Consider the following 25,036-nt stretch of genomic DNA (forward strand, 5'->3'; position numbering starts at 1 on the left):
ATAGACAAATGGTAGGCAAAAAGCTTGTTACACCACCTCCAACGTTTCCATTACCCTTTTCCTTAAGTCATAACTATATGCTACTGGCATCCTTACCTTCACTACTATAAATCCATATCTTACTCTTTTTGGACTATTATGAGAAGGGCTATAGTTCCTTCTTTCTTTATCATTTATTTTGATAGTTCCAATCCTATCCTATGTTTATCACTATAACCAACACTGCCTGGCTCTAAATTAAAAAGCATCTTCGCTCCTCTTGTTTTTACATTTTAGTATAATGCAGATAATTTGTATTATCATAATCCTGGACCATATCTCCTTGCATTTACTTTGAGTAGTTGATTTTTATTAACCCCCTCTAGAAAGCTAGATGGATTTTCTATTGTATAATCTGACTGTTTAATAGCCTTATCTAACTCTTCAAATACGCTGCTATTTCTTTTAAAATACCCATATTCTATAGCTTTTAAAACACTTTTCCCCCCTAATAGACAATTTAGCCCTAAACTTGATTTATTCTCTAATTTGTTAAATCTTACTTCATCGACAAGCCTCACCTCTATTTTATTACTATCTTTCTCATTAGGACATAGATGAATACTGATCTCTCCTACTTCAGTGGTAAAAGACATTTCAATGATATCTCCTGAAATGTCTGTATAATTTCTCCTTCCTTCTATGTTTTCAACTCTAATTATACTTTTTCCAACTTGAACTATACCAATATTTAGATTTAAATCTTTAGCTTTTTGATTATTGAATATCTTTGCAACTTCAATAGTACTATTTTGTGGGTAATCTATACAAAAATATCCATTATCTATTTCTAGTTCAAAGTCATGTTTATCAATTTGCTCACTTTTACTTATAATACTTTCAAGTGCTAACTCCTTCAGCTTTGAAAGGTTTGCTTTTCGCTGACCTAAGGTATCTTTATCTGAACAAATTACGTTTACTACATCTCCATGCTCTTCATCGCTAAATCTGTTTAAAGATGCACCTTCTGATATTATCTGAAATATTTTTTTCTTGTATAAAAACTCATAAATTCGAGTAGTGTCAGCAGATAAATATAGCTTTGGGAATGTGTCAGCTATACGATCTATCAAGGACATATCAGATTTATATGGAAAAGTGAACATTATTCCTTGTTTTAGTGCTTCGTTTATAACTTTATCAAGTTCTTTTTCGCACTCCTCATAATCTTCTTCGCTACCAGAGTAACCTAAAATGTCCAGATAATCATGGATCTTATTTATTTTTTGCCAAATACTTTCATACTTTTCTTCTTCTCTTGTATTCGGTTTCACTTTCGCTAAAGAAAAAGAATCTTTTTGACGAATTAAAACAAAAGTATCTTTTTCTTTATGAATTATGGCTTCATCATAGAATAGTTGACTGTAACGCCTACCAAAACTTTCATCATAATCAGGGCAAGGGCTAACATTGTCACTTTCACTATCCGTTTCGTTCCATACTTCAATTGGGAAATCATTATTTTCAAGGTTTTCATCTTCACTTGTTCGACAATTTTCTGTTTTTCCATATAGCCAGGTTGATTTCTGGTCATCGCTACTTTCATCGTCAGCTTCATTCCATACTCCAATCTCGAAATCATTATTTTCAAGGTTTTTATCTTCACTTGTTCGATAATTTTCTGCTTCTCTATCTGGTAAGGTTGATTCTTGGTCATTATTATCAATAATATGTTTAATTTTCACTTCAGGTACAAACTGAAGCTTTGCTATTTCTTCTCTTACGTTTTCTTTGTTTATTTCATCTGCAAGAGACACTTCATTACTAATATAGAAATTTTTCTGTTTTAAACTTTCGTTTTCCTTCTGCAGTCTATTGAATTCTGCAAATAGTTCTTTATACTCTGATAAATAAATACAAAATTGATCTCTTACATCATTAAGCTCCTTCTCTTTTTCTAATATCTGATTTTCATAATCACCTTTCAAATCCTCTATACTGTTTATCAGCACTGTACTTTCTTTTCTTACTCTATTTAACTCATCTTCAGTCAAAACCAGTTTTTGCTGTAATTCTTCATTTATTTTGTCTGTTAACTGAATTTCATTCTTTGCCTCTTTTAATTGATTATTTAAGTTCTTAATTATATCACTTTTGTTCTGAGTTTCTAATAATAATATTTCTACTTTCTGTTTTAGCTGTTCGATGTCTTGATCATTTTCAGTTAAATTTCTCGTCCTTCTTTGTAATTCAACTTCAAGCCTTTTAATTTTCCCTTCTAGGGTTTGCATTTCTCTGGTAAGTTCACTTACTTCTTCGTAATACTCTTCTACTCTTTTCTTATAGTGTTTTTGTAACTCTACATTTTTTTTAAGATCAAAATTTTCTTGTTGTAGATTTTCTATTTTACTTTTCAAACTATCTATTGCTTGATTTTCTTCATTGCTAATCTCAAATACCTCTTCAGGAAAATCTTCAAATTCACAAGATGAATTGCCTTCAAGGTCGTTACTACCAAATAAATTATATTGTACTACCTGCTTTAAACTAAACATACCTATACCCCCTACTAAAATAAACAAGTAATATATTGTATGCGCTATATATCATAAATACAATCAATTTGAATATAATCTATTTACTAATTCGTATTGTGAATTTTTATAGAGTAGGTTTAGGTGTAAAATATTATAATACCATTAAAGCAGGTGAATAAAGCACAGTCTTTTTGAGAGGATAAATTTAATGAAAAGACCATACTAATTAGTGTTATAAGGAATTGAATTATTGACTCTTCTGAAATTGCAAAAAAGGTCATATATTTGTGAGAACACGTTGCGTAAAAATAAGGTTATAAAAATAGAAGATTTAAATTATTTCCATAAGCTTGAGCAAATTAGTTCGTATATAAATTTGGTGAAAGTAGGCTAAAATAGCTAGTTTCGTGTTGTATTAAAATTACTATAAAGGAAAGTTCGCACGGATCTAGCGGCAGTCCATACAATACTTTTCAAACTTATTCTCTGTGTATTTATGTAAAACAGTAAAAAACATCTAAATTAGACACATTTTCAGTAACTCTACTTAACATAAAAAGCCCTATGTGTTTGAGAATTTGAGAGAAAAAGAGTTGGTAAAGTGAGTTAAAGTGAGTCAATATGATTTTTTGTACTACACTGTCAGAAGCAGTTTATATGTTATCTAAGTGAAGAAGGTCGCCCTTCCTCACTCGACTGCAGAACCGTACGTGAGACTTTCACCTCATACGGCTCCTCTGCAACTTGGTGCTTGTCATACATACTTCCATGTAATTGATCATGACAATGCTTATGCAACAAGAGCAAATTTTTAATGCTATTATTATTTCTGTTGCGATCTTGATGATGTACATGTACAAAGTCATCAAATTTAAACGTGAGATTACAATAATTACATCTACCTTGCTGCAACTTTATTAACCTTATTACCCTTGGTGATTTTCCTGGTACTTTAGTTAGACGATTACCCCAATATATCCAGTCCCCGTCGTATGGGGATTTAGTTCCTTGCACTTTGATATGTCGTTTGATAACATGATCTCCGTGCCTAGCAAGATATGCTCTTTTATTTATCATAAACCGCCAATTGTCGTTTTTATACTTTCTAAAGTATTTTCTTTTTATCCAACCTTTCCCTTTGTTTGAGTGTCTAAAGACTGCCCATTTCCAAAGTTTTCTATGCATAGCATCATCTATTGAGCTAAAGATTTTGCTTGAGACCACCGAGGTGTAATATCTGCTCCATCCTATAATAATTGGATTTAAGCTTTTTATCACAGTTTCTTGAGGAGCTCCATGCATCTCTCTAAGCTTATGTTTAATGGCTAATTCGTGCTGTTTTATAGATTTACAACTTGGTTTAATTAATAATTTATAGCCTTTTTTGCTTCGTCTTGTTGTATATTGTCTTACTGTAAAACCTAGAAAATCAAAACCTGGCTTCATCACATTTAGAGATTTTAGTGTGTGTAAGATTCTTGTTTTTGATGGTTTTAGTTCTAACCCAATGGTTTCTAACCATTTTTCAACTAGAATTTTTGCCTTCATAACAATTTCCTCACTTTCATGTAAGATCACAAAATCATCAGCATAAGTAATGATACTTATTGATCTTTGCGTATCCTTATACGTTGCTCTGCCACATTTCTTTTTCGAGTATTGAAAAAGCTCACTTGTCAATCCTTCTTTAATATGTTGTTCTAATCCGTGTAGTGCAACACATGCAAGTAGCGGTGAAATCGTTCCTCCTTGAATTGTGCCGCTTTTTGTAGATTGAAACTTTCCGTATTCCATAACACCTGCCTCCAGCCATCCTTTTATTATCCTTCTTAATGTTGGTGTGGTATTGAGTTTATCTAACAACTTGTTATGGTTAATATTATCAAAGCATCCGGCAATATCAGCATCCAATATAAATGCTGTTTTCTTGCCACCAAGTGCGGTAAATATAGCTGCTATTGCATCATGACATGATCTGCCAGATCTAAAACCATAGGTGTTTGGCTCAAACTTTGCCTCCCACTCCGGTTCTATCACCATTTTAACAAGTGTTTGCTTAGCTCTATCTGTTATTGTTGGTATTCCCAATGGGCGTTTCTCAGTTTTTCCAGGTTTTGGAATCCAGATGCGTCTTGATGGTTTTGCTTTCTCTCTTATGTCTAAAGAATTTGCTAATTGCAATCTTTCTTTTTTACTAAGACTTGCCTTTCCATCAATACCTGCCGTCTTTTTCCCTCTGTTATCCTGAGTTACCCTCCTAACAGCGAGCATTTTTGCACTTGTTGATTTGAGTAATAATCTCTGAAGATTATGCATCTTTTTGATATCATTACATAATGAAGCTCGGTAAATTCGTTTTTGTAGCTTAAATGAAGATTTCTCCAGCTTGCGCCAAGGAATTTCATTCCATTCATACCTAACTTTTTGTTGGTCCATAACATATTCACTACTATTCACAACTTTACCCTCCAAATTACAGTGTCTACGTCTGCATTGACCTTACCCAGAAAAAGTAGACAGAAAGTTAAGACGTTTTTGCTATGAGAATGATGAATCAAAAAGCTCAGGAATGCAATAGTTAATAGTAGAATGTCTACGCTGTTTATTATAAAAAATTTCTATATATTCAAATATTGCGGTTTTAGCTTGTTGTGCAGAGTGTTGTGAAGTATCAATGAGTAACTCTCTCTTAAGTGAACTAAAAAAGCTCTCTGAAACAGCATTATCATAACAACAACCTTTGTGACTCATACTAGAAGTAATATTTTTTGTACTTAGTAAAAATTGATAATTTTTAGAGGTGTATTGCGATCCTTGATCGCTATGAAATAGTAGATTTTTAGCAGATTTGCGCCTACCAATAGCCATGAATAACGCATCTATAACTAATTGCCTATTTACTGCATTACTCATTGACCAGCCAATCACCATGCGTGAATATAAATCTATTATTGCTGCCAAATATAACCATCCTTCATTAGTTTTTATGTACGTAATATCAGTTACCCATATCTTGTTAGGTTGATCAGCGATGAAATTCTGATTTAATATGTTAGGAGTTATAACTCTATTGTCTATTTGTGGTTTTTTACTTTTAAACTTTCGTCTAAGCTTAGCTTGAATGCCATTTTTCTGCATAACATTTTGCACTGTTTTGATGTTATAATTTTTACCTAAAGCCTTTAATTCAGCGTGAATTTTAGGAGCTCCGTATCTGCATTGTGATGCTCGATATACCTTCTGAATATCTTGTATGAGCTCTTCTCTTATTGATTTTTTGTTGTTTTTTTCCTTAGTAATCCATTTATAATAACCACAAGCAGATACGTTCAAAAATCTGCATAATTCCCGTATTTTATAGCAGTTTTCATGTTCTTTTATAAAAGAATATTTTACTCTTTTTGGTTTGCAAAATATCCCAGGGCTTTTTTTAAAATGTCTCTTTCCCTCGTTACTCTTGCCAGCTCTTTCTTTAAATCAAACTTTTCTTTGTCACAATGAGCTACTTTCCCTTTTCCTGGAAACGCATCTACTCCAGACATTCTATCATTGTATGTTTTTACCCATCTGCTTAATGAATCACCGCTAATACCCAAATCTCTTGCTATTTTTGCTGATGATTGACCTGTTTCTTTTACTAGTCTTATAGCTTCAATTTTGAATTCTGCTGTATATTCTTTTCTTTTTGTCATACCACACCTCTTTGAAAAAACGTTTTATTTTACTTCAAAAACGTCTTAACTTTCTGTCTACTTTTTCTGGGTAAGGTCAGTTCTCACTTTTTGCCGGGAGATCGGAAACATCTTGATTAAATACAGGCAGTCTAATCATCCATTTCTCCGTACCTTTTGGTTTATGTGCATCAACCTTATTTCACATATTCGTTTTAACGACAATTCAAACATAAGTTCCTTACGTAACCATATCTAACTTTTCTTGGGAGGATTTATCACAAAGTTTGATATTACTCCCTTTTAATCCATGCTTGCACTTTAGAAGGTTGCCAGCCTTCTAAAATGTGGATTATGATTTCAACCTGATGTTAAGGCGGATGGAATTTAACCATCACGATTTCACGACATCGGATCACACGCCAGCGAAAACATTTGACCTTACCCAGAAAAAGTAGACAGAAAGTTAAGACGTTTTTGAAGTAAAATAAAACGTTTTTTCAAAGAGGTGTGGTATGACAAAAAGAAAAGAATATACAGCAGAATTCAAAATTGAAGCTATAAGACTAGTAAAAGAAACAGGTCAATCATCAGCAAAAATAGCAAGAGATTTGGGTATTAGCGGTGATTCATTAAGCAGATGGGTAAAAACATACAATGATAGAATGTCTGGAGTAGATGCGTTTCCAGGAAAAGGGAAAGTAGCTCATTGTGACAAAGAAAAGTTTGATTTAAAGAAAGAGCTGGCAAGAGTAACGAGGGAAAGAGACATTTTAAAAAAAGCCCTGGGATATTTTGCAAACCAAAAAGAGTAAAATATTCTTTTATAAAAGAACATGAAAACTGCTATAAAATACGGGAATTATGCAGATTTTTGAACGTATCTGCTTGTGGTTATTATAAATGGATTACTAAGGAAAAAAACAACAAAAAATCAATAAGAGAAGAGCTCATACAAGATATTCAGAAGGTATATCGAGCATCACAATGCAGATACGGAGCTCCTAAAATTCACGCTGAATTAAAGGCTTTAGGTAAAAATTATAACATCAAAACAGTGCAAAATGTTATGCAGAAAAATGGCATTCAAGCTAAGCTTAGACGAAAGTTTAAAAGTAAAAAACCACAAATAGACAATAGAGTTATAACTCCTAACATATTAAATCAGAATTTCATCGCTGATCAACCTAACAAGATATGGGTAACTGATATTACGTACATAAAAACTAATGAAGGATGGTTATATTTGGCAGCAATAATAGATTTATATTCACGCATGGTGATTGGCTGGTCAATGAGTAATGCAGTAAATAGGCAATTAGTTATAGATGCGTTATTCATGGCTATTGGTAGGCGCAAATCTGCTAAAAATCTACTATTTCATAGCGATCAAGGATCGCAATACACCTCTAAAAATTATCAATTTTTACTAAGTACAAAAAATATTACTTCTAGTATGAGTCACAAAGGTTGTTGTTATGATAATGCTGTTTCAGAGAGCTTTTTTAGTTCACTTAAGAGAGAGTTACTCATTGATACTTCACAACACTCTGCACAACAAGCTAAAACCGCAATATTTGAATATATAGAAATTTTTTATAATAAACAGCGTAGACATTCTACTATTAACTATTGCATTCCTGAGCTTTTTGATTCATCATTCTCATAGCAAAAACGTCTTAACTTTCTGTCTACTTTTTCTGGGTAAGGTCACTCTCATTGGATAAATGATGCTCTATTTCACCTTCTAGACTTGCTTCCAGCAGCCTTTTTACAAATGGTGTTAATGCTCCATCTCTCCCCATCAATGGTTTACCTTCCCTTATTGATGACAGTATATTTGCTTCCAGCTCTTTGTAATCTACCAGGCCAGTCGTTCCATTTTCTATTTTGTAACTCATATATCAAACCTCTATTTTTTGTTTCTATTTTATTTTTATTTCTCGGTTTGACACACTTTTTTGAACATTCCCTATTTGCCACTATTAGAAATCTCCTGTTTTGATAAGACTTATGAGGTCTTTATTGGTTTTTTGAATTTTGTTGAAGCACTCACATGCTTACTCTAATATTTTGTTCACAGAGCCTAGTTAGCTCAATTTCAACGTTAATTTGTGAAGCTCTGAGTTCTGTTAGGGGATTTTCTGGTTGAATATCTAGCTTATTCTGTATGTTCGGTAAACAAATTAAAGCCGAATCAAAAATTTCATCATACTGCTCTGCTTCATGCACACAATTGATTATTTCCTCCACATCTTGCGGCGTATCTTTTAATATTGCTCTTATTTGGTTTAGGTTTTGACGAATTTTTTCCTGATATCCAGCAATTCTCTCTTGATATATATCAATCATTTTTTGACATGAGGTGCCTCTAAATGGGTGTTCTGCTTTTTCCTTTATGTAGGAGCTCTGAAAATTTTTGCAATTAAGGACTGCTTCTCTACATTTTTTTATGTCACTAATTATACTGGTTATTGACTTACTTGCTTTCTCATGCTCTTCTTTTTTGATTATACATTCATTCTTTGTTTGGCTCATTTTATCATACAGATTTCTGCATTCTTTATATGATACCAGCGGTTGTAGTATTCCTTCCTCTACACCTTTATTATAAAAATTCTTCAACTCATCGCTTGATAGTATTCGTATAGCATCTTCCCTTTTACCTTGTGATTTAGGATACTTTTTGTTCAGTGAACTAATATAATTTAATAGGAAACTCTTAGTTAAATCTTCCTTTTTAACTTCTGATAATTTTTCTAGTGTTTCTATATATTTCAAAGTTTCCGCAAAAAGCTGCGCACCAGATGTAGCAAATCCTGGCAGTGGTTTGCTCTGCGCCTTATAAAAATCGGTTTGTAAAAAATCTTCGGCTTGTTTTTTTATTACTGAAAGTTCATTGAAGGCTTTTTCTGGATTGATTTTTTTTAAAATACTAGTAGCTTTTTTAATCGCTCTTTCTCTCTTTTTATTATCTTGTTTTTCGTTTAAGATTAAGCTTTCAGCTTCAGTAAAAGCATTGCCTTGGGCACTTTTGGCAATATTACAAACAACGTTTTTTACAACTTGCTTAGTTGCTACATAATCTATTTCCTTTGTAAAGCAATCAATAAATAGCTGCCAAATTTTTTTGTTAACGGACTTACTTGTCTTATATTCTAAATCTTCTACATCTTTGAATCCTAAAATAGTATAGAGATTTTTTTCAATTATTGGTTCAGCATGTTGTTTTGCCACTTTACCTTTTATATTGAATAGAAATTCACTAATCTTAGTTGTGCCCATAATATTACCTCACAATATTAATGTTATATAATATAAAGTATAAAAGTTTAATGCTTAATTTTTACTTACTATTAATATAATTGAAGATTAACTTTGTTCCTATATTAAAACTTTAACTCCCAATTTATTATTAGTAATATCATTATATGAATCTTATGCCTGAATTTGGGAATATATTGTTATTGGTAGCCTGTTTGTTATCTTTAACGTATTTGTTTCTACCGTTTAGTTCTTACCGATTCGTCTCCTCTGCCATATTTTTTTGTGTGTCAGCATCAATGGCTATTTTGATCTACTGCCACATTAAAAATGATTTCTCACTTGAAAACGTATATTACCACTCACACACAACAAAACCTTTAATCTATAAGATTTGTGGTGTTTGGGGAAATAAAGAAGGGTCTATGTTGCTTTGGACCTTAGTGCTTGTCATGTATTTATTACTAATGTATATTTATATACCTTCTGTCATCCCAGTGCCCAGACACTGGGATCCAGACAATTTAATTGCAAATGAGTACATCAAATGGCAGTGTAATAAAAACTGGATTCCAGTGTCAAGCACTGGAATGACACCAGAACGAACTAATGGTAGTAAATTAAAAAAAATATCTCTTATCACCCAAGGCTTGATTTGCTTTTGTTTTTTACTGTTCACTTTACTTGAATCCAGCCCCTTCACTAAAATGCCAGGCATTGAAACAGATGGACTGGGTTTTAATCCGATATTGCAGGATATAGGCCTTGCTATTCATCCACCGGTATTATATTTGGGGTACCTTGGATTTAGCGTTCCTTTTTCGCTCTCTATAGCTGGATTAATTTTAAATACTGAAGGAAATGTTTGGGCTAAAATTGTCAGGCCTTGGGTACTTATTTCTTGGTCGCTGCTCACTTTGGGCATCAGCTTGGGTAGCTGGTGGGCATATCGTGAACTCGGTTGGGGTGGATTTTGGTTCTGGGATCCAGTGGAAAACGTTTCTTTGATGCCTTGGCTAATTGCAGTGGCGCTGACACATTTGTTGCTCGTTGTACGAAATTTCAATACTTTAAGGAATTTCGCTATTTTACTTACGCTTACAACTTTTATATTGAGTGTGACTGGAACATTTCTAGTCCGCTCAGGAATACTTACCTCAGTGCACACGTTTGCAGATGACCCAAGATATGGACTGTATATATTAGCTCTACTTGGTGTAATTACAGTCAGTAGCTTAGTAATATTTGTAGTGTTTACGAGAAAGAATCACACATCTTTCCAGTATTCGATATTGGAATCTGAAAAGAAATCTGCTACTCAAGTGACAGAAGGTAGAAGATTCTTTTCACGCCTTACGATGATGCTGATGAACAATTTATTATTCATCACTGCCTTTTTCATCGTGTTCGTTGGCACTTTATACCCTACAGTGCTTGAGTATTTAACCGGTGAATTAATTTCAGTTGGAGCACCATATTACAATTCTTTATTTAACTCTATTGCACTAGCTATTCTAGTACTCACCATGATAGGGCAATACTGCAGTTGGCAGGGAAATAGTCTATTGCCAATATTCCGTGAATATAGATTTTCATTTTGTAGTGCTGCAGCTATTTTGCCGTTTATCTTTCACATGGAGCTAATGATTGTGCTATCAATTACCATCTCCATAGCATTATTAATCTTTGTTTTAGAAGCATATAGTAAAAGAATTTGTTTATTTAAGGTAGCATTTGGTGAATCAATTTTATTAGCAAGAAGAGTTTCTAAGTCCTACTATGCAATGATGCTTGCTCATGCTGGAGTGGCAATTCTAGTGCTTGGTATATCTTATTCCGTTGGTTGGCAGGAGAAAAAAGAAAACTACTTGGGAATAGGAGACAGCATAACAGTCAATAAATTTAAAGTTACTTTACGAAATATTGAGCTAATAAAAGAAAAAAATTTCCATGCAGTGAGGGGTACAATGGATATCAGGAATTTGCTGAATAATAAGATATTAGGTGAAGTAACTCCTGAATATAGATTTTACCTTGCGGAAGGTCAGAAAAATGTTGAAAGCAGTATCTACCACAATTTATTTTCTGATATTTATGTTGTAATTGGAGAGATTGATAAGAGTAAGAGCAAAATCGCAGCTAAAGTGCACTATAAACCTGGAATGTCTATAATCTGGCTAGGATCCTTTCTTATCGCTTTTGGTTCGCTCCTTGCTGCTTTGCCTTCTAGCAAAAAAGTAGTTCCTTCAGTATCATAAAGTTTGCATTTTTTGGCAATTTAAACTTAAGCTAAGCAACACTAACCTTGCTAGCGAATTTTCTCTATGTTCTGTTGTACAATAGGAAATAAAGATATATTTTCTAATGAAGAACTTACATGATATATGGAATCTACTGTCTCAGGCCTTTTAAGATATCCCTGCTTAATAGCGTCGTAGACAGAAGAACCACCAAGCAAGCAGTTCTCACCTAACTCTTCTTTATAATTTTTAAACTTTTCCAATATTTCCTCCTTGTTACTCACTTCTACTATAATTTTTCCTGCATTTTGCACATCAGAATACAATCTAGCATCTACTTTTCCCAAATCAGTATGAAAAGTCAGTACTATATTACCTATAAGGTCAGTATAATTTCTTACCCCACCTTCCGTTAAAATTTCTATCTCGCTTTCACCGATTGCTATCACGTCTCTTCGAAATTCTGTGCTTTCATCTGTTCCATTTATGATTTTTGCAACCTCGACTATACTATTCTTTGAGTATTTCAAGTAGAAAGTGAAGTTGTCCATTTTTGCCTCTTTTACCTTGCCAGTAGTTGCGTTTTTTGCAGCTTCCAAAAACCTTAGAGAATAGTGTATATAGCTTTTACGTGCTTCTTTCAGATTAGCTTTGTGGTCTTTAAACTTCTCTAGTTTATCAATTACAATTATACTACTTAGAGTTTCAAATACTGCACCTCTTTTTACCAAATTACATACTATGCGACTAGCAACTTCTATGTCCCTTTCAACTTGAAAAATCTTTAATTCACTAATTCTTCTTATTACATAATCTGTAAAATTATACTTACTCTCATAAGTATTTTCATATATATTTCCCTCACAAGTAAGATTGAACCTTACCTTAGATTTTATAGCTTCATTTACAACCTGTTCTAGCTGATTTATGTCTTGAACTTCATTTAATTTATCAGAATATTTATCTGGATCTTGCTCATCTAGTAGAAAATCCTCCCCCCATAGATTTACACTTTTGCACAAATACTTTTTTCCATTATAGTCAACTTGTGTTTTTTTACGAAAAGTTCCATAAATAACATCATCAGTTAAAAAGTACTCTTTAATATTAAGGTTGGGATTATTAACTGCAAATTCTATTGGGGTTTTACCTTTTTTATCCTTTATATCAAGATTAGCTCCTTTCCTTAGAAGCAATTTGATAATTGTATCACAATGACCAGAACGAGTAGCATAATGTAAAGGTGTTCTTCCTGTGTCGTCCTTTTCATTAGGATCAGCACCTGAATTCAACAGTAAATCTATGAATTCTCCCGCATTGCTACATTCCATACTTGATAGAATATGCAGTATTGTCAGTTTAGATTCTCCTCTTTTAAGGTTGAGGATGGTTTTTAGATCTTGATTACTTTTATGATCCAGTAAAAATTTTTTAATTTTTTCAACATCGTTCTTATAATCCTTATAAGTAACATGTGGAAAGTCTTTAAAAGTACTTAAGAATTTTTTATTCAACTCCTTCTGACTCTCTGTTAAGTTGGACATGTCAACAAGCCACGTAGATATCAGCTTACCAAATGCACCTCTTTCAGCAATATCAGTTAAAGAACAGTCATTGCGAAGTACCAGTGAGTATTTAATCAATTCATATTCATCATCCTCTTGTTGCTGTGTTTCTTCTGCTTTCTTAGAGTGCTTAAAATCATTTTTTATTAATTCAATCAAGAGCTTTAATGTGTTAAAACTTTTATGTCCCAATAAAGGATCTGCTTTGTTTTCAAGTAGAATTCTTGCTATTTCTGAATAGCCATTTCTAATAGCCCAGCATAACGGAGTACGCCCGTATTTATCCGCTATGTCAACAGCAGCTTCCTTTTCTATGATAGCTTTTACTATTTCCACTTGGCAATTTTCAGCAGAAACAGCATGATGTAATGCAGTACTCTCAGCCTGACTTACTGCATCAACATTAGCTCCCGTGTCTAATAGGAGTTCTACTATCTCTTTATTTGCATTGTGAGCAGCACAATGCAAAGGAGTACACCCATTTTGATCTGCTGTATTAACATTAGCCCCGTTTGCTATGAGAACTTTTATTATCTCTGTATAACCAAAGCGAACAGCAGCGTGTAAAGGAGTTATCTTAACTTTATCTACTGCATCAACATTAGCCCCCGTGTCTAATAGGAGTTCTACTATCTCTTTATGTCCATTGTGAGCAGCACAATGCAAAGGAGTACACCCATCTTGATCTGCTGCATTAACATTAGCCCCGTTTGCTATGAGAATCTCTACCACTCCTATACTACCACTTGCAGCAGCAAAGTGTAAAGGATTCCATCCATCTTGATCTGCTGTATTAACATTACCCCCTTTTTTTATTAAAAGCTCTGCTATCTTTACAAGATCATTTCTAGCAGCTATATGTAACAATGTACTTTGATCATCGAATGTATAATTTATGTTAAATCCATTATCTTGCCACTTTTTATACGTGTCTGGATCTTCTTTTTCCAATTCCTCTTTTACCCTTTCGATTATATTGTTCTCATTTAAGTCACTTATTGTCCTTAATATTTTTAACAACCGTTCATATTCCATAATTCTACCTCAAACTATTTGTTTTTGTACTATAGCTAAAAAAAATTATTGATCCATAATAAAATAACCAACACCAGAGTAAGTGGTTTGCTGCTAACATATTTAAAAATGTTATGAACTTAATAAGAGAAAAAAATACCCCTGTAATGGAGCAATATTTAAATTTGAAAGCTCAATACACGGATCATCTATTGTTTTATAGACTGGGCGATTTTTATGAATTGTTTTTCGATGATGCTATTAAAGCTGCGAAATTGCTGAATATAGTGCTAACCAAGAGGGGCAATTCAAATGGGCAAGAAATACCAATGTGTGGAGTGCCAGCACACAGTAGTGAGTCTTACCTGCACAAGCTAATAGATTTAGGATTCAAAGTAGCAATCTGTGACCAATTAGAAACTGTTGATGAAGCAAAAAAGAGGGGCTATAAATCCATAGTAAAACGTGATGTAGTGCGAGTTGTAACTCCAGGTACAATTATAGAAGATTCACTACTGGAAGATAAAAGCAATAATTATCTCGCATCCATAGTTGAACAAAATGACGAATATGCTATTAGTTGGCTTGAATTATCGACGGGAAAATTTTTTCACATTTTAACGAGTTTGAAAGCTCTAGATAGTGATTTATTGCGTATATCACCAAGAGAATTATTAATTTCTGAAAAATTCACTGAGGACGAAAAAATTAGATCGATTTTAAAAAATTATAAAATATCAATTACGCAACACGCACAGAGCTTTTTTGAGTATAGTAAATCTCACAGAACGTTATGCGAGTTTTATAAAATCAGGGAACTTGGGAGTATAGGAAATTTCAGCAAAGTAGAAATCATGGCGTGTGGTGCACTGCTTGAATATGTCAGAGTAACACAAAGGGGCTCCATTCCAAGGCTTGAATTCCCAAAAACCTATAAGCAACAAAATTTCATGCTTATTGATGCTTCAGCAAGGAGAAACCTTGAGTTGTTTTCAACTCAATTTGGTGAAAAGAAAGGTTCACTAATTTCAGTTATTGATCACACAGTAACAGCCTCTGGTGGACGCCTGCTCAAACAAATGCTCGCTTCACCCCTTGCTTGCTCTAAGGCAATTAATTTGAGGCTCAGCACCGCTCAATTTTTTGTAAATAATCATGAGCCACGCAGAAAAATACGAGAGATATTATCTAACATTCCAGATATTGAGAGGTCTTTATCGCGCTTAATACTAGGGCGTGGTTCACCAAAGGATATGAACCTATTAAAAATAGGCCTAGGAAAAACTTTAGAGTTGTCTGAGTTTCTGTCTACCTTGCATAATTATTGTTTAAGTGAAAAATCAGAAATTAACTCTCAGATGTCATTCCAGTGCTTGACCAGAGAAAAGGAACCAGTGTCTACTACTCAGGTGATAAGTAGTGACGAAAGTGAACTAAGCACAATACATAAAAGCCTTGGCAATCATAAAGACCTATTTGAACTGTTAAATAGTGCTATACTTGATAATAACCTCAGTTCCGTGAAAGAAGGAGGATTTATTCACTCAAAATACAACTCAGAATTATCTGAGTTATCCTACATATTAAATAATAGTAATAAACTAATAACCAAACTCCGTGAATCTTATCGCGACCTAACTGGTATTGCCGCACTTAAAATATTACATAACAACATACTCGGTTATTACGTTGAAGTGTCGGCAAATCACAAAATAACTTCGGATATATTTATTCATAGACAAAGCTTAGCAAATAGCATGCGCTACACTACTAATGAGTTGAAAGAACTAGAAAATAAAATTCTTACGGCACGTGATGCTGCAATCGGCTTAGAAATGAAAATTTTTAGTGAACTGTGTAGTGAAGTCGCTAAAGAATCTGAAAAAATTGCTCTTGCTGCAAATGCTTTGGCAAAACTTGATATTAGAAACGCGTTTGCAGAGCTTGCAGTGCAAAATAATTACGTAAAACCCATCATTGATGACAGCAAAGAGTTCAATATCTGTAGCGGAAGACATCCAGTGGTTGAAGTTAACGATAAATTCATTGCAAATAGCATCAATTTAGCTGGTATACATCTAATTACTGGTCCTAATATGGCTGGAAAAAGCACTTTCTTGAGGCAAAACGCTCTCATTGCAGTTTTAGCTCACATGGGGTCATTTGTGCCAGCAGAGAGTGCGCATATTGGAGTGATTGACAAGATATTCAGCAGGGTTGGCGCAACGGATAATATAACAGCTGGTTATTCTACCTTCATGGTAGAGATGATCGAAACAGCAACGATAGTAAATCAGGCAACGGACCGTTCCTTGGTGATACTTGATGAAATTGGTAGGGGCACAGGGGTGTATGATGGATTATCTATTGCACAGGCGGTGATTGAACATATTCACAATGTAAATAAGTGCCGCGCCATTTTTGCAACTCATTATCATGAATTGACTAAAGTAGGTGAATACTTAGAAAATGTGAAATGTTTTTGTATGAAAATAAAAGAATGGAAAGGAGAAGTCATCTTTTTACATGAAGTAATTGAAGGCATTGCAGATGAGTCATATGGAATACATGTAGCAAAACTTGCTGGTTTTCCTGATTCTGTTTTAAACAGAGCAAGAGAAGTATTTGAGGAGCTAAAGGCTTGAGGAAAGTAACATTATATTACTCCACAATTATGGAGTTTTAGCAATCTATGGCGCTTTAATTTTAGTCAGCTTTCTGAGTAGCTGAATTAACGTAGCATTGATCTATTGCCACATTGGTCAAGATTCCAATTCCACCACCTACAACTGCACCTACAGCTCCTAATGCTAGTTGAGTACCAATTCCAGCAGAAGACCCAATGATTAATGGAGCAAGAAAATATAATGCTAAAGCGCAAGTTATTGCAGCTACACTTATAACAGCCAGCTTTCTCGGACAAAAATTTTCTGGTGCCTCAGCACTAGATATGAATGATGATTTTACTAGATTTTTTCTACTTTCATGATCTAAAAAGCCACTCACTGTTCTCATTATAGGACGGGTAGAGCCGTCACCAGTCAAGTCAATTCTATCTTCCACTATATCATGAAGTTCTTTAACTTGAGCTTTATATTCGTCCCAGTAGACTGATAACTCTTGTTGGTCATTGAGAAGATCTGGTTTATTTGAAGTTGTTAACCAGTGTGAGTCATGTTCCAAAATATATCGAATTGTAGCTTTCCCTATATCTATATGCCCTTCAGTAATTGCATACTTTAAAACACCTTCTGCTTTTTCCCTTCCAACATTAAGATCAGCACCAGCTTTTATCAATAATTCTACTATCTTTGGAGAATTATGAAATATAGCAATATCTAAAGGGACCATCTCATTACAATCTTTAATATTTAAGTTTGCTTTTTGTTCTATTAAATAACTTATAAATTTTAAGGTTTCATCAGATTTTTGATCGTCTATGTCTTTATATTTGTCATATATTCTAATTGCAAAATTCAACGCAGTTTCACCCTTTAACGCACTACCACCAATAATTAAGTTCTGATAGCTTTTTACCTCTTGATTTATTAAGTTAACATCCGCGCCGTTTTCTATTAAAGCCTTAGCTCCTTTGAAATTGCTTTTTGCAATTTGCAGATGAAGTAAGTAACGACCAAGATGATCAGTTGCATTAGGATTTGCACCTTGTTCAATCAAATACCTTGCAATTTTATCATTAAATTTGTGATCATAAGTTGCAGATTGTAGTGGCTCAGGATTTCGCGATAACTCATTTTTAGCTATTGATTTATTCATCTGACAGATTGATTTGACTAACTCTAAATCTTTTTTCATAACTGCCTTTCCGACTGCAGTGACGAATTTTACACCTTGCTCTATTAGATATTTAGCCATTTTACTATCAATAGCATAACCTAATAAATTTGTACCATTTTGGGAATTAATCTCAGTAACAACATCTTTAATAATAGAGCTGTTTTTCTCAAAAATTGATTTTACTTTTTCTAAGTCATTCTCCTTAACAGCTCTAAGAAGCTTTTTTAATACAGAATCTTTCTTCTTATTTTCAGCTAGAATTTTCTCTAGTTCTTCAGGATTCATAAATACACCTCAACACACACAATCAAAAAAATTATATCCAAATCAGAATTGTTTGTAAAGGATCTTTAGATATTATCTTGCCCAAAGGTTAATTTATTTTATAATCTTTCTGTATTCTAGAAATTTCAATTAAATGAACTGCTATAAAACTCACGCGTGTAATGAATTAAGGAAGAATGATGTAGAAAAGGAAGTTACTCTCTCTGGGTGGCTGTACCGTAAACGTGACCATGGTAACCTAATCTTTGTTGATTTAAGAGATTTTTATGGAATTACTCAACTGGTATTCAATAATGACAAAGACTTTTTTGATGAAATTTCAAATTTAAAATCAGAAAGTGTGATTACTGTCACAGGAATAGTCAAAGCTAGAACTGAAGACACGGTAAATAGCTCTATTTCCACAGGAGAAATTGAAGTTATAGTTAGTAAATTACAAGTTGAATCGGAAGTTGAGTTCCACTGTGATGAAGAAATAGCAAAAGAAGAAAGGAGTATATTAGCAAGTATCGCCGGTGAGCAAGAATACCCAGAAAACATGAGATTTAAATATCGTTTTCTTGACTTAAGACGTGAAAAAGCCCGTAACAACATTATTCTGCGTTCACAGATCATTTCAGAGCTCAGGAGGCTCATGATAGAGCAAGGATTTTTGGAAATTCAAACTCCAATACTTACTGCCTCTTCTCCTGAAGGTGCACGTGACTACTTAGTGCCAAGCAGACTAAATCCTGGTAAATTCTATGCATTACCACAAGCTCCGCAGATTTTTAAGCAGTTGCTTATGGTTTCGGGGTTTGATAAATATTTTCAAATTGCACCTTGTTTTCGTGATGAGGACGCAAGGGCTGACCGTTCTCCTGGGGAGTTTTATCAGCTCGACCTTGAAATGTCTTTTGTGACTCAAGAAGATATATTTCAGGTTATTGAGTCTAGCTTATACAAAGTATTTGCCAAATTTTCTCGCAAGTCTGTCGATAAAGATTTTCCACGCATTACATACAAAGATGCAATGCTCAAATATGGCTCTGATAAGCCAGATTTGCGTAATCCGTTATTAATCAGCGATGTTACGGAAATTTTCCGTGATTCAGAGTTCAATATTTTCAAAAACAATATCGAGCGTGGTATGGTAGTGAGAGCCATTCCTGCTCCTAAAACAGCAGAGGAACCACGCAGCTTCTTTGATAAAAAGATAGAACATGCGCAAAGAGAATTCGGTGCTAAGGGCCTTGGATATATAACGTTTGATAAAGATGGTACTGCGAAAGGCCCGATTGCTAAATTCCTCGATGACAATAGGCTAAACTACATAAGAGAAGTAACAAATGTAGGGCCTGGAGATAGTGTGTTTTTTGCTTCTGACAAAGAGAATGAGGCAGCAACAATTGCAGGGAAAGTGCGTATTCTTTTGGGATCAGAACTAGGTCTTATAGATGACAATATCTTCAAATTCTGTTGGGTGATTGATTTTCCTTACTTTGCGTATGACGATAAAAGTAAAAAAATTGATTTCTTTCATAATCCATTTTCTATGCCACATGGTGGCTTGAAAGATTTAGAAGAAAAGAATCCACTGAATATCCTTGCTTACCAATATGATCTTGTTTGCAATGGAATAGAGCTGTCAAGTGGAGCAATTCGTAATAACAAACTAGATATTATGTACAGAGCTTTTGCCATTGCAGGCTACAGTAAAGAGGAAGTTGATACAAAATTCGATGCGCTCGTGCGTGCATTTAGGTTTGGAGTGCCACCTCATGGTGGAATAGCACCAGGGGTTGATAGAATGGTTATGCTGCTTGCTGATGAGCCGAACATTCGTGAAGTAATCTGTTTTCCTATGAATCAGCAAGGTGAAGATGTTCTAATGGGTGCTCCTTCTAAAGTAGAGGATAAGCATTTACGTGAGTTGTCTTTAAAGGTTGTTGAATAAAAATTTTTATAGCGGAGTGTGGTAAACTGGAAGTTATGAACAATATTCAAAAAGCAATACTATCAAGCATAATCTGCAATATGATTATATGGTATGAAGTAACTCTGTTTGGAGTTTTAAAGCATATAATAAGCAACGTTTTTTTTCCTTCAGAAAGTGATTATTTAAGCACAATCAAATTTCTTGGCAGTTTTGCAATTGGATTTGGATTTAGACCACTTGGTGCATTTATTTTTGGTTACATTGGAGATAAATACGGCAGAAGGAAAATTTTGCTGACTTCCGTAATATTAGCTTCGATATCATCTACTGCAATTGCGATTATACCAAGCTTTAAAGAAATAGGAATATTTTCTCCTATGCTGCTTCTGCTTTGTAGAATAACACAAGGAATGGCAGCAGGTGGAGAAACAAGTATCAATTCAGCTTTTTTAATAGAGCATTCAAGCGATAAAAAAAATCTAGGCTTTTTAGGTAGCATGAAAGCTTTTAGTGGTGCTCTTGGTTCTATTACATGCTTTGTAATGATAGCTGTTTGCAAAAAGTTTACAGGTGAAAATTATGAAATTTGGGGCTGGAGGTTGCTCTTCTATTTCTGCTCTGTTATGGGTGTAATAGGCTTTTTAATAAGGTACATAATGGAAGAGAGTCTAGCATATAAAACTCATGACCAAAATAAAAGCTTATCTAATTCTCCCTTTTTAGAATTAATCAAGAATTATAAAAGAGCATTTGTGATAGCAATTGGACTTGGCATTGCTCAAAACGCAATTGTTTATTCAGTAATCATGTTTTACAACATATCTGTAAAAGAGCTTATTCTTTCAGATATTGATATTAAAAATGTAGTAAGGATTATGGTTGAAATTACATTTGGGACGTCTGCAGTGCTGTTTGCAATACTGTCTGATAAAGTTGGAAGAAAAAACGTGATCATTCCTACGTTATTAGCTTTAGCTTGTGTCAGTTTGCCGGTACTTTCGCTATTATCAAATGATAACCACTATATTGTAACGCTCACTTTTCTATTAATAAGTGTGCCGATAGGCGCATCTTTTGGAATATATAATTCTCTCGCCTGCGAGTTATTTCCAACAAAAGTTAGATGCACTGGCTTTAGCCTCGCACATAACATATCTGCAGGTATTTTTGGCGGCCTTTCTCCATCGATATGCATGTGGCTTATAGAAAAAACTGAAACAAAACTTGCAGCAGGCATTTATCTTACTATCTGTGCATTAATTAGCCTAATATCTGTACTTCAAATTAAAGCCAAAGATAGAAAAGTTGATTGGTGAAATCGTTTCAGTTGAAAGATAGCACTTCAATAGATTTTTCGATGTGCCTAGGGATAGGTGCAGTAATAGTGATTTCTTTATTGCTTGGTAATTTTAAAGATAAAGAATGCGAATGAAGGTGGATCTGATTTACTACCCCATCGATAAAAGCTTTTTTACCACCATATTTACCGTCACCAAGAATAGGGCAATTTATATGAGCTAAATGTGCACGCAACTGATGTGTCCTGCCGGTAATTGGTTGTAATTTTAAATAAGCAACATTATGTTTTAATCTTGATATAATTGAAAAATGCGTAGTGGCATTTTGAGGTGAGTCTTCATCAATAACTACTTTTTCTTGCCCTGAAATATATTTTTTCACCAACGGGTAGTCTATTATTCCATTATCTTTGCTCGGTATACCAGAAGTTAATGCTAGGTAAGTTTTTTTTATCCTCCGTCCTTTAAATTCTTCCATAAGGTATCTTGCAACACTGGCATTGCGCGCGAATATTATTACTCCGCTTGTATCTCTATCAAGTCTATGGACAATTTTAAATACTTCCCCTTCTCTTATTTGGTCAAGCAAGTCACTAATGCTAATTTTTACCTTTATACCGCCTTGAACGATTATTCCTGCTGACTTGTTTATAGCTAATATATACTCGTCTTCATATAGTATGTTGTCTCTCAGTAAATTTACTAATTTTTCATTATATTTACGATCAGAATTAGTGTTTTCAATATAATCTAAGTATCTTATCGTTATAGTTTGCCCAGAATTCACTCTATCGCTGGATTTTGCCGTGCAATTATCAACCTTGATTAATCCTTTCCTTAAAGACTTCTCAATTGCAGATTGTTTCAAATTGGGAAAAATTCTTCTAATGTACCTATCGAGCCTAACGTTATTGTCTTCTACTAATATGGTTTTGATACCTTCTGACATCTTACTTATAAAAATTTTATTGTGTAAACTAAAATCTAACATACCTAATGTACTCCTCAGTTTCAGCTACTTGCATCGAGTGCTGCGTGCTGGAATTTAGAGGATTATTTAACTCTTTATAACAGCTTCATATTTTCCTACAGCTGAGTAAAGTGGTAACAATGATAGTTTCTCGATCATAGAGAGGTGAGTATTAGGCTCTTTAGTACTAGGGCCTGGACACGCTTCAGTGTTAGGCCCTGACTTCATACACTCAATGCCGTTAGCTAAAGATGTTACTCTTCCTACATTAACATTTTTAGTGCGATATGACCACCTGTAAGGACTATGTAATATTTGTTCTTTTACTCCATCCATTTCATCTGGACACGCTTTAGTGTTAGTCCCTAACTGCACACATTTAATGCGGTCAGTTATAAGTGCTACTCCTTTTCCATTAAGTTTAGCGTTATACTGTAATTGTTCAATTTGATTAGCTTGATCTCTTATCATACGTTCAAAGCTGATAGATAGATTATGTGATTCTATTTCTCTCAACATATGTGATTCTATGTGTTGCACTGTCATTAATTTTTTGTTTCTGAGTATACTTGATTCTAAGTCAAGCTGTATAAGTATAGCTATTGCTCTTTGTTCTGCTTCCACTAGAAGATTACTTATACCTTGACGTTCAGCTAAATCTCTTACAGTTTCACCACAGTGATCAGGCAATGAAGTATTTGCGCGATAACATAGTAAGGTCATTACTACTATCCAGTGTCTACGTTCGACAGCATAAGCTAAAGGAGATTGCCCAGAGCTATCCTGTGCATTAACATCTACTCCATATAAAATTAAGATCCTTACTACTTCCGGATGGTTATACTTGGCAGCTTTATGTAAAGCAGTTGATCCTAAATCATCATCTGCATTAGCATTTACTCCAGCTTCTAATAGAGCATGTACCATTAGTGTATCACCATGTCTGGCAGCACAACGTAAAAACTCAGCTCCCATCAATTTCATCACATCCTTCCATATTCCAAGTTGTATCATAGTAGTTACTGCTTCTAGATAATTATATGGACAAATAGAAAGTAATATTTTCTGTGAATCATTCGTCTCAATACTTGCTCCATGGGCTATTAGATAATACATTACTTTTCTATTGACTTTTGTAGCAGCACAATTAAAAGGAGTCCATCCCCATGCATCCTTATGGTTAACATTTGCTCCATATTTTATTAAGAGCTCTACTGCTCCCACATTACCATTCGTAGCAGCAATATGTAAGGGAGATCGTCCAATTAAATTATCCTCTAGATTAACATCTGCTCCATGTTCTGATATGCACTTTAATAGGTCTTCTAATATTGAAATATCGTTCTTTGTAACAGCCCAATATAGAGGAGTCCATCCAAATACATCTACTATCTCAATATTTTTGTCGATATTCTTGTCGTTTTTTATTATACAATCCACCATTGCTCTATCAACATTTGCAACAGCAATATGTAAAGGAGTAAGTTTAAGCGCCCCATTCTTCTTAACATCTGCTCCATTATTCATTAAGAACCTTACTACTTCTTTATGGCCATTCCTGGCAGCTTCATATAAAGCAGTCAAGTTCATCAGATCTTCCACATTAGGATTTACCTTCTTCGTTACTAAGATTTTTATTATTTCTATATCGCCATTTACAGCTGGCTGATATAAAGTAGTCCGTTGAGATGAATCCAACAGATTAACATCTGCCCCTTTTTCTATTAGCTTGCGTGCTACTTCTATGTTCCTATCTTCAACAGCCCAATGTAAAGCAGTCCATTTGAACAACGGACTTGTTGCATTAATATCGACTCCTTTTACTTTAAGCATAGCATTGATTAAATTGTTCAGCTCAAAATCAATAGCTAAATATAATAACGTGTATGAAAAGCGTTCATGCAAACGATCTATTTCAAACCAATAATTTACATTAAACTCATTTTCTTTCCACTCTTTATACACATTTCCACTTTCTTTCTTTAGTCTATTTAGTGTTTCTAGTATCTTTTGTGTATCTAGCATCACTGGTACCTTTTTTGAGATCTTTCGTGCATTTAGCACATCCTCTAGCGCCACTGCTTTTGATTCTTCTGATGTCTCTTGTACACCTAACCTTTTTAGCATTCTTTTTACCATCTGTTGCGCATTTGATACACTTGACTCCTTTAGTATCTTTTTTACTTCTTCTTTTGTCTGCGGTACATTTACCACCTTTAGTCTCTTTTTTAATGGCTCTTGTGTCTCTTGTACTCTTGTACTCTCGCCTGATACTTCTAATCCATGCGATATCTCTTCTAACATTCTTGATGTTTCTGCTTGCCCTAGTATCTTTACTTCCTTTAATAGCTCTTTTATTCTTTCAATTACATTGTCTTTACTTAAATTTACCTCTTGATCAATTACACCTAATATTATGTTACACTGTTCATATGTCATTACCATAGCTTTACCTCATACTATAGAGTATTTTTTGATGCTATATATTATGGTAGAA

11 protein-coding genes and 3 pseudogenes are annotated in these 25,036 nt (G+C 34.0%); 5 read left to right on the forward strand and 9 right to left on the reverse strand.

Annotation, left to right across the window (positions count from 1 at the left end):
* Nucleotides 1-299: 299 nt before the first annotated feature.
* From ACQH21_RS05385 to ACQH21_RS05395, 3 genes and pseudogenes are all read right to left on the reverse strand, one after another.
* Nucleotides 300-2,534 (reverse strand): hypothetical protein, encoded by a 2,235-nt coding sequence (locus ACQH21_RS05385; protein WP_425384034.1) that lies wholly within the window; start codon nucleotides 2,532-2,534, stop codon nucleotides 300-302.
* Nucleotides 2,535-3,176: 642 nt separating this feature from the next.
* Complete coding sequence (gene ltrA / locus ACQH21_RS05390; protein ID WP_425384035.1) at nucleotides 3,177-4,973, reverse strand: group II intron reverse transcriptase/maturase; 1,797 nt, start codon at nucleotides 4,971-4,973, stop codon at nucleotides 3,177-3,179.
* 81 nt (nucleotides 4,974-5,054) lie between these two features.
* Nucleotides 5,055-6,208: pseudogene (locus tag ACQH21_RS05395) on the reverse strand (IS3 family transposase).
* Between the two features lie 494 nt (nucleotides 6,209-6,702).
* Here ACQH21_RS05395 and ACQH21_RS05400 point away from each other — a divergent pair.
* A pseudogene (locus tag ACQH21_RS05400) lies at nucleotides 6,703-7,856 on the forward strand (IS3 family transposase).
* A 25-nt stretch (nucleotides 7,857-7,881) separates the two neighbouring features.
* On the opposite strand, the pseudogene ACQH21_RS05405 reads toward ACQH21_RS05400, so the two are convergent.
* A pseudogene (locus tag ACQH21_RS05405) lies at nucleotides 7,882-8,088 on the reverse strand (IS256 family transposase); the annotation flags it as partial.
* 151 nt (nucleotides 8,089-8,239) lie between these two features.
* Nucleotides 8,240-9,472: a hypothetical protein gene (locus tag ACQH21_RS05410; protein WP_425384036.1), complete on the reverse strand. Its 1,233-nt coding sequence runs from the start codon at nucleotides 9,470-9,472 to the stop codon at nucleotides 8,240-8,242.
* A gap of 155 nt (nucleotides 9,473-9,627) precedes the next feature.
* Here ACQH21_RS05410 and ACQH21_RS05415 point away from each other — a divergent pair, with 155 nt between their 5' ends.
* Nucleotides 9,628-11,709, forward strand: a complete 2,082-nt coding sequence (locus ACQH21_RS05415) for a heme lyase CcmF/NrfE family subunit (RefSeq protein WP_425384547.1) — start codon at nucleotides 9,628-9,630, stop codon at nucleotides 11,707-11,709.
* 50 nt (nucleotides 11,710-11,759) lie between these two features.
* On the opposite strand, the gene ACQH21_RS05420 is transcribed toward ACQH21_RS05415, so the two are convergent.
* Nucleotides 11,760-14,291, reverse strand: coding sequence for an ankyrin repeat domain-containing protein (locus ACQH21_RS05420; RefSeq protein ID WP_425384037.1), 2,532 nt, complete (start codon nucleotides 14,289-14,291; stop codon nucleotides 11,760-11,762).
* Between the two features lie 113 nt (nucleotides 14,292-14,404).
* Between ACQH21_RS05420 and mutS the strand changes: the two genes are divergently transcribed.
* Nucleotides 14,405-16,915, forward strand: coding sequence for a DNA mismatch repair protein MutS (gene mutS, locus ACQH21_RS05425; RefSeq protein WP_425384038.1), 2,511 nt, complete (start codon nucleotides 14,405-14,407; stop codon nucleotides 16,913-16,915).
* Between the two features lie 61 nt (nucleotides 16,916-16,976).
* Here mutS and ACQH21_RS05430 read toward each other — a convergent pair whose 3' ends face one another.
* Nucleotides 16,977-18,353, reverse strand: a complete 1,377-nt coding sequence (locus ACQH21_RS05430; protein WP_425384039.1) for an ankyrin repeat domain-containing protein — start codon at nucleotides 18,351-18,353, stop codon at nucleotides 16,977-16,979.
* Between the two features lie 133 nt (nucleotides 18,354-18,486).
* On the opposite strand from ACQH21_RS05430, the gene aspS reads away from it, so the two are divergent.
* Both aspS and ACQH21_RS05440 read left to right on the forward strand, forming a co-directional pair.
* A complete protein-coding gene (gene aspS / locus ACQH21_RS05435) occupies nucleotides 18,487-20,289 on the forward strand; it encodes an aspartate--tRNA ligase (protein WP_425384040.1) in 1,803 nt (600 codons plus the stop codon).
* Between the two features lie 35 nt (nucleotides 20,290-20,324).
* Entirely contained in the window at nucleotides 20,325-21,587 is a 1,263-nt protein-coding gene (locus tag ACQH21_RS05440) for an MFS transporter (protein WP_064085500.1), read from the forward strand.
* A gap of 7 nt (nucleotides 21,588-21,594) precedes the next feature.
* Here the strand turns inward: ACQH21_RS05440 and ACQH21_RS05445 are convergent, their stop codons facing one another.
* Nucleotides 21,595-22,518 carry an RluA family pseudouridine synthase gene (locus ACQH21_RS05445; protein ID WP_064085499.1) on the reverse strand — a complete coding sequence of 308 codons (924 nt, stop codon included), beginning with the start codon at nucleotides 22,516-22,518 and terminating at the stop codon, nucleotides 21,595-21,597.
* A 108-nt stretch (nucleotides 22,519-22,626) separates the two neighbouring features.
* Nucleotides 22,627-24,978 carry an ankyrin repeat domain-containing protein gene (locus ACQH21_RS05450; protein WP_425384041.1) on the reverse strand — a complete coding sequence of 784 codons (2,352 nt, stop codon included), beginning with the start codon at nucleotides 24,976-24,978 and terminating at the stop codon, nucleotides 22,627-22,629.
* Nucleotides 24,979-25,036 lie beyond the last annotated feature (58 nt).

Origin of the sequence: Wolbachia endosymbiont (group B) of Eupithecia inturbata, assembly GCF_964030915.1 — a bacterium.
Taxonomy (GTDB): Bacteria; Pseudomonadota; Alphaproteobacteria; order Rickettsiales; family Anaplasmataceae; genus Wolbachia.